This is a genomic window from Psychrobacillus glaciei (assembly GCF_008973485.1).
GTDB classification, from domain to species: Bacteria; Bacillota; Bacilli; order Bacillales_A; family Planococcaceae; genus Psychrobacillus; species Psychrobacillus glaciei.
Genome location: NZ_CP031223.1, coordinates 1,585,906 through 1,599,319, shown reverse-complemented (window position 1 = coordinate 1,599,319; position 13,414 = coordinate 1,585,906). Strand labels below are relative to the sequence as shown.

Annotated in this window: 11 protein-coding genes; all 11 read right to left on the bottom strand. The window is 36.3% G+C overall.

Annotated features, from left to right (window positions below; genetic code table 11):
* Window positions 1-97: 97 nt before the first annotated feature.
* Window positions 98-1,432, bottom strand: a complete 1,335-nt coding sequence (glnA, locus tag PB01_RS07115) for a type I glutamate--ammonia ligase (protein ID WP_151699562.1) — start codon at window positions 1,430-1,432, stop codon at window positions 98-100.
* Window positions 1,433-1,444: 12 nt separating this feature from the next.
* Window positions 1,445-1,855, bottom strand: coding sequence for a MerR family transcriptional regulator (locus tag PB01_RS07110; RefSeq protein WP_151699561.1), 411 nt, complete (start codon window positions 1,853-1,855; stop codon window positions 1,445-1,447).
* 136 nt (window positions 1,856-1,991) lie between these two features.
* On the bottom strand, window positions 1,992-3,242 hold the full coding sequence (locus PB01_RS07105) for a methionine gamma-lyase family protein (RefSeq protein ID WP_151699560.1): 1,251 nt from the start codon (window positions 3,240-3,242) through the stop codon (window positions 1,992-1,994).
* Window positions 3,243-3,322: 80 nt separating this feature from the next.
* Window positions 3,323-3,622: a rhodanese-like domain-containing protein gene (locus PB01_RS07100; protein ID WP_151699559.1), complete on the bottom strand. Its 300-nt coding sequence runs from the start codon at window positions 3,620-3,622 to the stop codon at window positions 3,323-3,325.
* 74 nt (window positions 3,623-3,696) lie between these two features.
* A complete protein-coding gene (gene hfq / locus PB01_RS07095; RefSeq protein ID WP_151699558.1) occupies window positions 3,697-3,918 on the bottom strand; it encodes an RNA chaperone Hfq in 222 nt (73 codons plus the stop codon).
* A 63-nt stretch (window positions 3,919-3,981) separates the two neighbouring features.
* On the bottom strand, window positions 3,982-4,902 hold the full coding sequence (gene miaA / locus PB01_RS07090; RefSeq protein WP_151699557.1) for a tRNA (adenosine(37)-N6)-dimethylallyltransferase MiaA: 921 nt from the start codon (window positions 4,900-4,902) through the stop codon (window positions 3,982-3,984).
* Entirely contained in the window at window positions 4,895-5,815 is a 921-nt protein-coding gene (locus PB01_RS07085) for an alpha/beta fold hydrolase (RefSeq protein WP_225986190.1), read from the bottom strand. Before PB01_RS07085 ends, miaA begins: the two co-directional genes overlap by 8 nt.
* Window positions 5,816-5,822: 7 nt before the next feature.
* Complete coding sequence (locus PB01_RS07080; RefSeq protein WP_151699556.1) at window positions 5,823-7,466, bottom strand: glycerol-3-phosphate dehydrogenase/oxidase; 1,644 nt, start codon at window positions 7,464-7,466, stop codon at window positions 5,823-5,825.
* Window positions 7,467-8,972, bottom strand: coding sequence for a glycerol kinase GlpK (gene glpK / locus PB01_RS07075; protein ID WP_151699555.1), 1,506 nt, complete (start codon window positions 8,970-8,972; stop codon window positions 7,467-7,469).
* 11 nt (window positions 8,973-8,983) lie between these two features.
* Window positions 8,984-10,756 carry a DNA mismatch repair endonuclease MutL gene (mutL, locus tag PB01_RS07070; RefSeq protein ID WP_151699554.1) on the bottom strand — a complete coding sequence of 591 codons (1,773 nt, stop codon included), beginning with the start codon at window positions 10,754-10,756 and terminating at the stop codon, window positions 8,984-8,986.
* A gap of 20 nt (window positions 10,757-10,776) precedes the next feature.
* On the bottom strand, window positions 10,777-13,341 hold the full coding sequence (mutS, locus tag PB01_RS07065) for a DNA mismatch repair protein MutS (protein WP_151699553.1): 2,565 nt from the start codon (window positions 13,339-13,341) through the stop codon (window positions 10,777-10,779).
* Window positions 13,342-13,414 lie beyond the last annotated feature (73 nt).

Sequence of the window (13,414 nt, the reverse complement as noted above, 5' to 3'; positions counted from 1 at the left end):
TATTTTATGGGTTTCGTATGGATTGTGAAAGATTTTGCAGAATCATTTAGATTAAACCACCTCATCAATATACCCCATAAACCTAGTGTTTATAAGCTTAGTACATCTTCAAATACTGTTCTCTTTCCCACGGATGAACAGCCGTTCTAAACATATCCCATTCAATCTCTTTTGCTTCTACAAAGTTTGCGTAAATATGCTCACCTAGTGCACCACGAATTATTTCATTTTTACCTAGTTCTTTAATGGCTGCATGAAGTGAAGATGGCAAGTTGTAAACACCATGTTCATTTCTTTCTTCTTCGGTCATGACATAAATATTGCGATCCACTGCAGGTGGTGGTGTTAATTTGTTTTTAATTCCATCTAGTCCTGCTTGTAGAATAACCGCCATAGCAAGATATGGATTTGCAGCAGGGTCAACAGAACGAACTTCAATACGAGTGCTTAAGCCTCTTGAAGAAGGAATACGAATTAAAGGACTTCTATTTTGACCTGACCAAGCAACGTAACAAGGAGCTTCATAACCTGGTATTAATCGTTTATAGGAATTTACTGTAGGATTTGTAATAGCTGTAAAACTTTGTACATGCTTTAATACCCCCGCCATAAACTGCATAGAAGTTTCACTCATTTTATTTTCAGCGGATTCATCAAAAAATGCATTTTCTTCACCTTTAAACAGAGAAATGTTAAAGTGCATTCCAGATCCAGCTACTCCAAAAAGTGGTTTTGGCATAAACGTTGCATGTAAACCATGTTTACGAGCAATTGTTTTAACTACTAACTTGAATGTTTGGATGTTATCACAAGCAGTTAATGCATCTGCATATTTAAAGTCTATCTCGTGTTGTCCAGGAGCTTCTTCATGGTGAGATGCTTCAATTTCAAAACCCATCTCCTCTAGCTCAAGTACTATATCACGACGGCAATTTTCACCTAAATCTACTGGCGCTAGGTCAAAATAACCGCCATGGTCATTTAGTTCAAGCGTAGGTTCTCCTTGTGCATCTAGTTTAAATAAGAAAAATTCAGGTTCAGGTCCTAAGTTAAAACTTGTAAATCCTAACTCTTCCATCTCTTTTAGAACTCGTTTTAAGTTATTACGTGGATCTCCAGCAAAAGGTGTTCCATCTGCTTTATTCACGTCACAGATTAGTCTAGCAACTTTACCTGTACCTGTAATCCAAGGAAACACTACCCATGAATTTAAATCTGGTACTAAGTACATATCCGATTCTTCAATGCGAACGAACCCTTCAATAGAAGAGCCATCAAACATCATTTTATTGTCGAGAGCTTTATCGAGCTGACTCACTGGAATTTCAACGTTTTTAATCGTACCAAGGATGTCAGTAAACTGAAGACGAATAAAATTCACCTCATTTTCTTGAACGAATTTTTTTATGTCTTCTTTTGTATACTTGCTCATTATTTCACTCTCCTATTGATTTTTATATATGAACCCCGTTTTAACTTTAAAAGCGAGAGAGTTCCCTTGTCTTAGTGATGCACGTTGGTGTCTTTGCGCAATTTGCATTTCTTCTCTGAAGATTGCTCGTAATTGTGCATCGGAAATAGCTTGTTGCACTTCTTTGGTGGAAGTTGGATTGTTTTTCATTTCAAATATTTGTTTAATACCCGCAATGTTCACTCCTGAGGATATCATATCTTTTATTTCTAATAAAAGATCGACATCATCCAGCGAAAACATACGCTGCTTTCCTTCTGTTCGTGCAGGTAGGACTAGTTTGTGCTCTTCATAATAACGAATTTGCCTTGCTGTTAAACCTGTTAACTGCATCACGATATTCATAGATAACAAAGCCATCGAACGTCTCCATTCCTTTTCCATCCCTGCACCCCCAGTTGAATATAATAACACTATATATCATGTCAGCTTTCTTGTCAATTTGATGTTAGGTAAACTAACATAGAACAATATAAATAAAAAAACCACTTTCTTTTTATCTTGAAAGTGGAGTAATTGCTTATTTGTACAACGTTTGGACAGCTCCTAAAATAGCATATTTAACGTGTTCATATGTCAAACCACCTTGAATAAAAGCAGTAAAAGGTGGACGGATTGGCCCGTCTGCGGTTAATTCCATGCTAGATCCTTGAATGAAGGTTCCTGCGGCCATAATAACATCGTCTTCATAGCCTGGCATATAAGCAGGCTCTGGGGCAAATTGAGCATTTACAGGGGAATGTAGTTGAATTGCTTTACAAAATTGAATCATTTGTTCAGCTGTCTGAAACGAAACCGATTGAATCAGATCTGTTCTTTTCTCAGAAAAATGTGGTTCTGTTTTCATCCCTACTTCTTCTAAAACTGCAGAAGTAAAAATGGCCCCTTTTACAGCTTGCGAAACAATATGAGGAGCTAGGAAAAATCCTTGGTACATATCTAATAACGTATTTAGAGAAGCACCAGCTTCCGCTCCAATTCCTGGTGATGTCATTCTGTATGCGCATTTCGTCACAAATTCCGTTTTACCAGCTATATATCCTCCTGTTTTAGCAAGACCACCACCTGGATTTTTTATAAGTGAACCAGCCATTAAATCGACTCCAACATTCGTAGGTTCTAGCTCTTCAACAAATTCTCCGTAGCAATTATCTACAAAAATGATTGCATCTTTTTTTATTGATCTAATTTTTTGCACCATGTCCTTAATTTGTTCTACTGTAAAAGATGGTCTGACTGCATACCCTTTCGAACGTTGTATGGCAATTACTTTCGTATTATCTTTTACTGCATTTTCTACCACTCCCCAGTCAACTGCCCCTGTTTCTAGCAAATCAACATGCTGATAAGATATACCAAAATCTGCTAATGATCCTGTATCTTCCCCACCACCGTCCACAATCGACTGAAGCGTATCATATGGTTTTCCTGTTATGTAAAGCAATTCATCATTCGGACGCAATATACCAAACAAACTAATCGAAATCGCATGTGTACCTGATATGATTTGGGGTCTGACAAGAGCCGCTTCTGCACCGAATGTTGTCGCATATACTTTTTCCAATGTATCCCGACCTTCGTCGTCATAGCCGTAGCCAGTAGAAGTATGAAAATGATGGTCACTTACATGATGCGATTTAAATGCGGAAATTACTTTTTGTTGATTATAAAAAGCGATTTTTTCTATATCTTTGTGGAAGCTCGCAATTTTCGCTTCCATATTTTCTGCTAACTCGATTACTTCTTTTGATAATGTTGTTATAAAATTCATTTCATTCTCTCCTGAAAGTTGTTTTCATTACAAATAGAAAAGACTAATTCCAAAGTGAAATTAGCCTTTCTCTTTTATTCTTAAAACTGTAATTCGCCTTCCCAATCCAACATTCCACCAACCACATTTGTTACATTAAAACCGTTTTCCTCTAGAATTTCGCAAGCCATAGCACTACGTCCTCCAGATCTACAAACAATATATTGTGAAGTAGACTTGTCAATTTGATCGAACTTGGACTCAATTTGACCTAAAGCGATATGTACTGCTCCTGGAATCATTCCATTTGCTACCTCTTCGTTTTCACGTACATCAATAATACTGAATTGTTCACCAGCATCTAACTTTTGCAAGAGTTCTTCAGTTGTTATTAAATTCATAATTCAATCGCCACTTTCCATGTATATTCCTACAAATAGTAATAGGAACAATTCTATATGTCAATTGTTAAATACTATTCAACATTAATATTGACTGATTTAGATGGAGCGAAAGTTGAAATAGCATGTTTATAAATTAACTGTTGTTTACCTTCTGATTCAAGCAACACAGTAAAATTATCATACGATTTAATATACCCTTTTAACTGAAAGCCGTTTAGTAAAAATACGGTTACAAAAATATCATTTTTTCTTAATTGATTTAAAAAATTATCTTGAATATTTATTGGTTTCATCCCAATACCCCCATTATTCATTTTACATCGTAAAGAATCTATCTTTACTACTATTCGCTCTTTTTAGTGAATCTCCTGCAAAATCTCATTAATTTCTTTCATAATTCTTTCTGTATCAGTAAATGGATTATACCAATGGATATCCATCTTATTTCGAAAATAAGTTAGTTGGCGTTTGGCGTACCTTCTAGAATTTTGCTTTAAGTTATCAATTGCTTCCTCAAAAGTAAGATGCCCTTCCAAATAATCATAAATTTCTTTATACCCAATCGCTTGAATCGACTGGACCTGTCGAATATTTTGATTGTAAAGCCCGGTTACTTCTCGAAGTAATCCCTTTTCCAACATAATATCAACTCTTTTATTAATTCTTTCATAAAGCAGCGCTCGATCGATAGAAAGACCAATAATGTGATGAGGAAAAACCTTTTCATGCCCTTGATTTTGTTCTATCTGATCTTTTCTTTTTCCGCTTAACACTACCCGCTCGATCGCTCGCATAACTCTTTGCACATTATTCGGATGAATTTCTGTCGCAGCAATAGGATCTAACTTAGTTAATCTTTCAAACAACACTTCTGACGACAATTGTTCCAATTCCTTCGATAAAGTACTATCTGTTTTTGGTTCTTCCGAAAACCTAAAATCGTATAATACCGATTGTATATAAAGCCCCGTTCCTCCAACAATAATTGGCACATGACCTCGCGAAGTAATTTCCTCAATTTTCTGTCGCACCATTTTTTGATATTCCGCTACCGAAAAACTATCTGTCGGATTTTTAATATCTAATAAATGATGAGGAACCCCTTCCATCTCTTCGAAATCAATTTTAGCGGTTCCAATGGATAATCCACGATACACTTGCATGGAATCACCGTTAATAATTTCACCATTACAAGTTTTTGCTAATTCAATACTTAGTGCGGTTTTTCCGACTGCCGTCGGACCTACAATTGCTATTACGAATGGTTTTTCACGCATTAGTCATCAGCCATTTTGCAATTACTTCAAAAGTATCCAATTTATTTTTTTCCAATAAAATTTCATGCCTTGCTTGTTCTACTAATTGAACGGTTATATTTTCCATACCTGCATTTGTCAAACCTTTCGCTACTTTAAATATGCCAGCTCCATTTTTACCTACCGGATCCTCTGCTCCACTAATGAGAAGAACAGGTAAATCTTTTTTAATGCGGCCGATCTCTTCTGTTTTATGAATCAATTTCAACCCATAAAACAAATCAACATAAAACTGATTAGACGGGATGAACCCACACATCGGATCGTCCATATATTTTTTTACTTCCATTTTATCTGTATTTAACCAATCGAATGGTGAATGAGGTTCATTAATTTGTTTATTAAATCCTCCAAAAGTTATAGTATTGAGTAATTTACTTTCCGTTGTTGGTGTCTGAAATCTAGTAGCAATTTTCCCAAGCATTGACCCAACATCTCCAAGGACTCCAGGACTATAAGAGGTGCCACAAATAATTACTTTTGAGAGAGAATCACTGTATTTTTGCATATATCTTCGAGCAATAAAAGAACCCATACTATGACCAAATAAAATAAGTGGTACCCCTATCATATCCTCTCGAACTTTGAGCAACACTTCTCGTACATCTTCTGTTATACGTTCAAATCCATTGGATTCAGCAAAATAACCTTGGTGCCCATTTTTTTCAAAGGTTCGACCATGCCCTCTATGGTCATGCCCACTTACTAAATACCCTTTATCCATAAGAAAGAGAGCAAATTCGTCATAACGGTCAATATGCTCCGCCATGCCGTGTAGTAAATGTATATGACCTATTGGAGATTGTTCAGGAGTATACTTCACTACATGAATGTGATGACCATCTGACATTTCTACTTGTAAAATTGATTTCAATACGCTTTCAACTCCCTTCTAAGATCGCCTGCATAAGAAGTTTAACTAGTTGCTTATCAAATTTTTCTATTTCTTGTTCTGAGTAATTTAATAGATCGCTCATTACTTGCAATACTTCATCTTTATACTTTTTGTATTGTTCCACATTAAAGTAAAGCATTCCGGTTCTACGCACCAAAAAATCAACTGGTGAATATGCCATTTCATCATGTATCGCATAGTAAATTTGCGCTAATATACCTAGAGGCAAACTCGAAGTAGAAGTTGTTTTTAATAAGTGTGCATATTTAAACAATTTATCTACATTCGATCCATAAAGTTTAACTAATCGTCTTCCTTCTCCTAAAGTTAGTCCATAAGATTGTGCAAGTCTTTCTTTATTCGCTATAAAAGCTCGGAAGTTCTCAGAACCGCCTACACCTCCACCTGAAAGCTCTAAATGCTTCGTCACACAAGGCCCATAATTATAATCTCCTAATTGTTTCGAAATAGTATCCACAATAGACTCAGCCATTTTGCGATAACCAGTTAGTTTTCCTCCGGCTATTGTGAATAAACCAGAATTCGACTGCCATATTTCATCTTTTCGTGAGATTTCAGATGGATCTTTTCCTTCCTCATAAATAAGCGGTCGAACACCTGCCCAAGTAGATTCCACATGTTGTTGAGTGACTTGAACATTTGGAAACATATCTTGTATCGCTTTTAGTAAGTATTGAACATCTTCTATTGTTGCAACAGGATTTTGTATATCTCCTTCAAAAAAAGTATCCGTAGTGCCTACATAAGTTTTCCCTTCCCTTGGGATGGCAAATATCATCCGTTTATCAGGTGCATTAAAATAAAGCGCTTGTTGAAGAGGAAAAAATTGTTGATCGATTACTATATGAACGCCTTTTGTTAGTCTTAATTTTTTATTATTATCGATTGCATCAAGCGCTCGCACGGAATCTACCCATGGGCCTGCTGCATTGACCACTTTTTTAGCGTGGATTGTAATCTTCTTTGTATTTAATTGGTCGATTACTTCTGCTCCAACAATATCATTATTGTCGTTGTAGACAAAAGACCTTACTTTTGCATAGTTTAAACATACTGCACCTTTTTCAATCGCTTTTTTTATAACTTCCATCGTCAGTCTAGCATCGTCTGTTCGATATTCTACGTAATAACCGCCGCCAAGAAGTCCTTTGCTTTTTAATAACGGCTCTTTTTGTAGCGTTTCTTCAGCCGATAACATATGTCTCTTTTCTTCTTTTTTGACTCCTGCTAGCAAGTCATATACTTTTAAGCCGACAGAAGTGGTCATTGGACCAAATGTCCCCTTTTTATGAAAGGGAAGAAGCATCCATTCTGGTTCGGTCACATGTACAGCATTTTCATAGACAATTTCTCGTTCTTTCCCAACTTCTGCTACCATTTTTACTTCAAACTGCTTTAAATAGCGTAACCCTCCATGCACTAACTTCGTCGATCTACTTGAAGTACCGGCTGCAAAGTCTTGCATTTCTACAAGGGCTACAGACATTCCTCTTGTAACAGCATCTAATGCAATACCAGCGCCTGTAATGCCTCCACCAATTACTAATACATCGAATTCATAAAAATTTAATGTGTTAAATATTTGCTCACGTTCTACAGAAGACTTCATCTACTCACTCCTTGATAGTTTGAATACTCTTGTTGCTTCCACAGCTTTTTTCCATCCTCTGTATAAATCATCCCGTTTCACTTCATCCATTTTTGGTTCATATTGTTTTTGACTTTTACGCATCGCTATAAGTTCTTCCTCATCTTGCCAGTAATTTGTTGCTAATCCTGCTAGGAATGCTGCTCCAAGTGCCGTTGTTTCATTTAACTTTGCAAGTTCGATTGGCAAGTTTAACAAATCACTCTGGAACTGCATGAGAAATTCATTACTTACTGCGCCACCGTCTACACGAAGCAGTTCTACATGTACCCCAGAGTCTTCTTCCATCGTCAGAAGGACATCCTTCGTTTGGTAAGCAAGCGATTCAAGAGTAGCTCGAATAAAATGCTCTTTTGTTGTACCACGAGTTAGGCCGAAAATAGCCCCCCTTGCATCGGAGTCCCAATAAGGTGTACCTAACCCAACAAAAGCCGGAACAATATATACACCTTCCGTAGAGTCTACTCTTTTAGCATAGGTTTCAGACTCCGATGCATGTTGCACCATTCGAAGACCATCCCGCAACCATTGAATAGCTGACCCAGCTACAAATACACTCCCTTCTAAAGCATAGGTTACTTTCCCGTTCAGTCCCCAAGCAATCGTGGTTAATAACCCCGATGGAGATGAAACCGCGTCTTCTCCTGTATTAAGAAGCATAAAACAACCTGTACCGTATGTGTTTTTAGCCATTCCTTTTTCAAAACAGCATTGACCAAAAAGCGCGGCTTGTTGATCTCCGACTGCTCCAGCAATATTAATTTCTTTTCCAAAAAACACAGATGTGTCTGTTTGCGCATACACTTCTGATGACGAAACTACAGCTGGCAGGATGATCATAGGTATATCCAGTTTCTCACAGATTTCTTTATCCCAGCACTGTTCATATATGTTATAAAGCATCGTTCTGGAAGCATTTGAATAGTCAGTTACATGAGCTTTTCCATTCGATAATTTCCAGATAAGCCAAGTATCAATCGTACCAAATAGAAGTTCTCCATTTTGTGCTTGTTCTCTCGCTCTATCTACATGATCTAATATCCATTTTACTTTTGTTGCTGAGAAATATGGGTCAAGCATTAAGCCTGTTTTATCTTTAATAAAGGATTCAAGCTGTTCATCTTTTAATTTATCAATGATTTCTTGCGTTTGTCTTGATTGCCAGACAATGGCATGATAAACGGGTTTACCAGTTTTTTTGTTCCAAACAACTGTTGTTTCTCGTTGGTTGGTAATGCCAATAGCATGCACATCTTCTGGTTGGTTTCCACTTTCCGTTAAAACAGCAGCAATAACAGACAAGACAGAGCCCCATATTTCATTCGCATCGTGTTCCACCCAGCCAGGTTTCGGAAAATATTGTGTAAATTCTTTTTGAGCAGAATGCACAATATTTCCTTGTTTATCAAATAATATTGCTCTTGAGCTTGTAGTTCCTTGATCAATTGATAAAATATATTTCCCCATATAAATCCCTCCTACATTACTCGTTTGAACATTTTTTCCACTTCATACGTAGTAAAATGAACGATTACTGGACGACCATGTGGACATGTTAATGGATGTTGCGCATTTTTTAAGCTTTCTAATAACTGCTCCATGTCTTTTGTTGTTAAATAATGATTCGCTTTGATGGATAATTTACAGCTCATCATTATCGCAGCGTCTTCTCTAAGCTTTTTAATATCTGCTTTTCGATTTGTTAATACTTGTTCGATTAATGATTCAATAATTTTCGTTTCATTTCCTTTTGGAAACCAAGTTGGGTGCTCTCTAACGACAAAGCTAGATGAACCAAACTCCTCTAAATAAACACCAATGTTTTCTAACTCTTCCAATGATTCTTTTATGCGGTATGATTCATCTAACGAATAGTGAAAAGTAAGTGGTAGTAATAACGCTTGTCGTTCACTAGCACTTACTTCTCCTACTTTTTCTTTGTAGAATTCATATTTTATACGCTCTTGTGCCGCATGTTGATCAATTAAATAAAAGCCATCATCACTTTGTGCAACAATATATGTTCCATGTATTTGTCCTACCACATGTAAGTCTGGAAAAGGCTTTTTCTCTTCTATATACGTTTCTACCACAACTTCTTCTTGAAGAGGCTCTTTCTCCTCATGTACAATAAATGGTTGTTCTGTTTCATCCTTTTTCGGAATTGTTTCTTGTAGTGGCGCTTGATATGTTTGTTTAAAAAAGTCAAACTGGACACTTGGTTGTTTTTTTACTTCTGGCTTTTCTGTCACTTTCGGTGGTTGTTGTACTTTATGAATAACGGAACGAATTGTGCCTTTTACAAGCTCCATTAATTCCTTTTCCTTACTTAGTCTTATTTGATGCTTTGCGGGATGCACATTTACATCTGTGAGCATTGGATCTGTTTCGATATTTAATACTACAATCGGATATCTCCCTATTGGTAACAATGTATGATAAGCATCGACAATTGCATTGTTTAGTCCATAATGCTTAACCCACCGACCGTTTACAAGAATCGTCAGATAGTTTTTTGATGCACGCGTAATTTCCGGTAAAGAAGCATAACCCGTAATATGAAAATCGGCGGACTCACTTTCGAAACCAATCATTTTCTTCACATTAGATACGCCATAAATCGAAGCAAGAACCTGCCTTAAATCTCCTCGCCCACTTGTCTGTATAATTGTTTGGTTATTATTCGACAGTTTAAATGCGATAGAAGGAAAACTTAAGGCCAACCGGTTAATTAAGTCAATGGAATGTCCCAACTCCGTTTGAATTGTTTTTAAATATTTTAATCGAGCAGGTGTATTAAAAAATAATTGCTTCACCACAATATCCGTACCTCTTCTAATAGAAGCTGGTGTGCAAGAAAGGACGCGTCCACCTTCCAGTTCTACTTTTGTCCCTACGTTTTCTCCGTCCGACGTCCACAAACTAATTTTCGAAACGGAAGCAATACTTGCTAGTGCCTCTCCTCGAAATCCTAAAGACCGAATTCTAAAAAGATCATGTTCTGTTGTAATTTTTGAAGTAGCATGTCTTGAAAAGGATTGAACAGCGTCTTCCTCATCCATTCCTTTCCCATTATCTGTTACTTGTATTCTTGCTAATCCAGCTTCTTCTAGTATTATTTCTATTGATGTACTTTCTGCATCAATAGCATTTTCCACTAACTCTTTCACTACGGACGCGGGACGTTCTACTACCTCTCCCGCTGCAATTTTATTGGAAAGCAGTTCTTCCATGACGATGATTTGTCCCATTCTGTTCCCCTACTTTTTGGTTATTCTAATTCGTTTTGAAGCTCATATAATAACTGTAATGCTCCTAATGGTGTGGTACCGGAAATATTAATCTTTTTCAACTTTGTCAGTATTTTTCCAGATGATTTATCTTCCATTATTTTAGATTCAACAGGTTGTCTTATTTGCTCGTCAAAAAAAGAAAGTTGAGTATCTTGAACTACAGCACTCGATTTATCATTTTTTTCTTTCTGTTCAAATGTTGCTAAAATGTCTCTTGCTCTTGAAATGATCTCTTTAGGTAGTTGTGCAAGTTCAGCAACATGAATCCCATAACTTTTATCAGCTGGACCTTCTTTTAACTTATGAAGAAATACCACTTTTCCATCTTTTTCAGTAGCAGAGACATGTACATTTCGTAATTTAGACAATGTTTGGTCCAGTTCAGTTAACTCATGGTAATGAGTTGAAAATAAAGTATTTGCACCAATATGGTCATGAATATATTCCATCATCGATTGCGCTAAACTCATCCCGTCATAAGTAGATGTTCCACGGCCAATTTCATCAAAAAGAAGCAAACTCTTACTTGTAGCATTCGTAATAGCATGTTGGGATTCCATCATCTCAATCATAAATGTACTTTGCCCGCCAGCTAGATCATCCGCTGCTCCAATTCGTGTAAATATTTTATCTACAATTGGTAAAGATGCCGATTTAGCAGGAACATAACAACCAATTTGAGCCATAATTATAGTAATAGCGACTTGTCGCATAAATGTACTTTTACCTGACATATTTGGACCAGTGATTAAGAGCATCTTTTTATCTTCAGTCAACACACAATCATTTGGCACATATAATTGATTATTCATCATTTTCTCAACAACTGGATGTCTTCCTTCTTTAATCTCCATCGCATTTGTTTCATGGAAATTTGGTTTTGTTAATCGATGCTTTTCAGATACTTGCGCAAATGAAATATAAACGTCTAATTCACTTATTTGTTTTGCTAATTTTTGTACAAGTGGAATATATGCTTTTATTTCTTCTCTTAATTGAGTAAATAAATCATATTCTAGTAATAAGCTTTCATCTTCCGCTGAAAGGATAAGTGACTCTTTTTCTTTTAACTCGTCCGTAATGTAACGTTCCGCATTTGCAAGCGTTTGTTTTCGAACATATCTTGTATCATCTGCAAAGTGAATATTCGATTTAGTTAACTCAATATAATAACCGAATACCCGGTTATACCCTATTTTCAAACTTTTAGCACCAGTTAGTTCTCGTTCTTTTTGTTCCAGTTCGGCGATCCACTTTTTGCCGTTTACAGAAGCATCACGTAGTTGATCTAAACGAGGATTATATCCATTGTTAATCACTCCACCGTCTTTTACAGAAATAGGTGGATTCTCACTTATCGCTATTTCTAACTTTCTCCAGATGTCTTGACAATCCACTATTGCTCGTCCTAATGTTATAAGCGCATGATTATTGGAGTCTAATAAAAGCTGCTTTATCATAGGAATCATAGATAGAGATTGTCTTAGTTGCGCAAGATCTCTTCCTCCAGCACTTCCAAACCCAATTCTTCCAACTAATCGCTCTAAATCATATACTTCTTTAAATGCTTCTTTCATTTCTTCTCTAAGCATAAAGTCTTCTAAAAAACTCGTTACTATTTCTAAACGTGATTCAATCGCTCGTTTATCTGCAAGTGGCTGATGAATCCATTGTTTCAGTTTTCGCCCTCCCATTGCAGTTACCGTTTCATCTAATAACCATAAAAGTGTTCCTTTTTGATCCCCATTCCGAATGGAAGAAATAAGCTCTAAATTTCTTTTCGAATGATAATCAATGATCAAAAAAGAGTCTCTTCTTTGAAAAGTGAAAGGCTGAATATGTAGGAGAGAACGCTTTTGTGTTTTTTGAATGTATTGCAATAATCGTTTTACTGTTCGTTGTGTTTCTATTGGATGATTTTCAACATATTTTTCCGCTTCCTCCACATTTAACTCTTCTTGCTCAATTGATAAAGTAAATTCATGCAATGCCGATAAGTCATTGATCAATACATATAGTTGTTCACTTACGATTAATTCTTTTGCCTGTAGGGACAATAATTCCTGCACAATTTCTTTTTCATCGCCATGTAAAATAGTTGTAAAACCGTCTCCCGTGGATACATCTAGATAGGAAAATGCAACTTCATTTGTTGAAAGTAAATCTGCAGATGCAATAAAATAATTTGTTTTGTTATGCATTGTTTTTCCTTCTATAATCGTTCCGGGGGTTATCAAGCGTACTACTTCTCTTTTTACAACACCTTTTGCAAGTTTTGGATCCTCTACTTGCTCACAAACAGCTACTTTATGCCCTTTGCTAATGAGCGTTTCAATATAATTCTGGGCTGCATGATGTGGCACCCCGCACATGGGAATATTATCCTTCCTACTCGTTAACGTAATTTCTAAAATGGCCGATGCTTTTACAGCATCCTCATTAAATAACTCATAAAAATCTCCCAACCGGAAAAATAAAAACGCATCTATATATTCTTCTTTGATTTTCAGGTATTGTTGCATCATTGGAGTATGTGTTGTCATTTTATGTCCTTCTCTCTTCTATACTTCTGTATTTATTATAACAAAAGATAAAGAAAAAAAGCCGGAAATACTA

Bases quoted from the DNA above. Each gene is read 5' to 3' on its own strand.
- glnA (WP_151699562.1), bottom strand. From the start codon at position 1,432: ATGAGCAAGTATACAAAAGAAGACATAAAAAAATTCGTTCAAGAAAAT.
- PB01_RS07110 (WP_151699561.1), bottom strand. From the start codon at position 1,855: ATGGAAAAGGAATGGAGACGTTCGATGGCTTTGTTATCTATGAATATC.
- PB01_RS07105 (WP_151699560.1), bottom strand. From the start codon at position 3,242: ATGAATTTTATAACAACATTATCAAAAGAAGTAATCGAGTTAGCAGAA.
- PB01_RS07100 (WP_151699559.1), bottom strand. From the start codon at position 3,622: ATGAATTTAATAACAACTGAAGAACTCTTGCAAAAGTTAGATGCTGGT.
- hfq (WP_151699558.1), bottom strand. From the start codon at position 3,918: ATGAAACCAATAAATATTCAAGATAATTTTTTAAATCAATTAAGAAAA.
- miaA (WP_151699557.1), bottom strand. From the start codon at position 4,902: ATGCGTGAAAAACCATTCGTAATAGCAATTGTAGGTCCGACGGCAGTC.
- PB01_RS07080 (WP_151699556.1), bottom strand. From the start codon at position 7,466: ATGAAGTCTTCTGTAGAACGTGAGCAAATATTTAACACATTAAATTTT.
- glpK (WP_151699555.1), bottom strand. From the start codon at position 8,972: ATGGGGAAATATATTTTATCAATTGATCAAGGAACTACAAGCTCAAGA.
- mutL (WP_151699554.1), bottom strand. From the start codon at position 10,756: ATGGGACAAATCATCGTCATGGAAGAACTGCTTTCCAATAAAATTGCA.
- mutS (WP_151699553.1), bottom strand. From the start codon at position 13,341: ATGACAACACATACTCCAATGATGCAACAATACCTGAAAATCAAAGAA.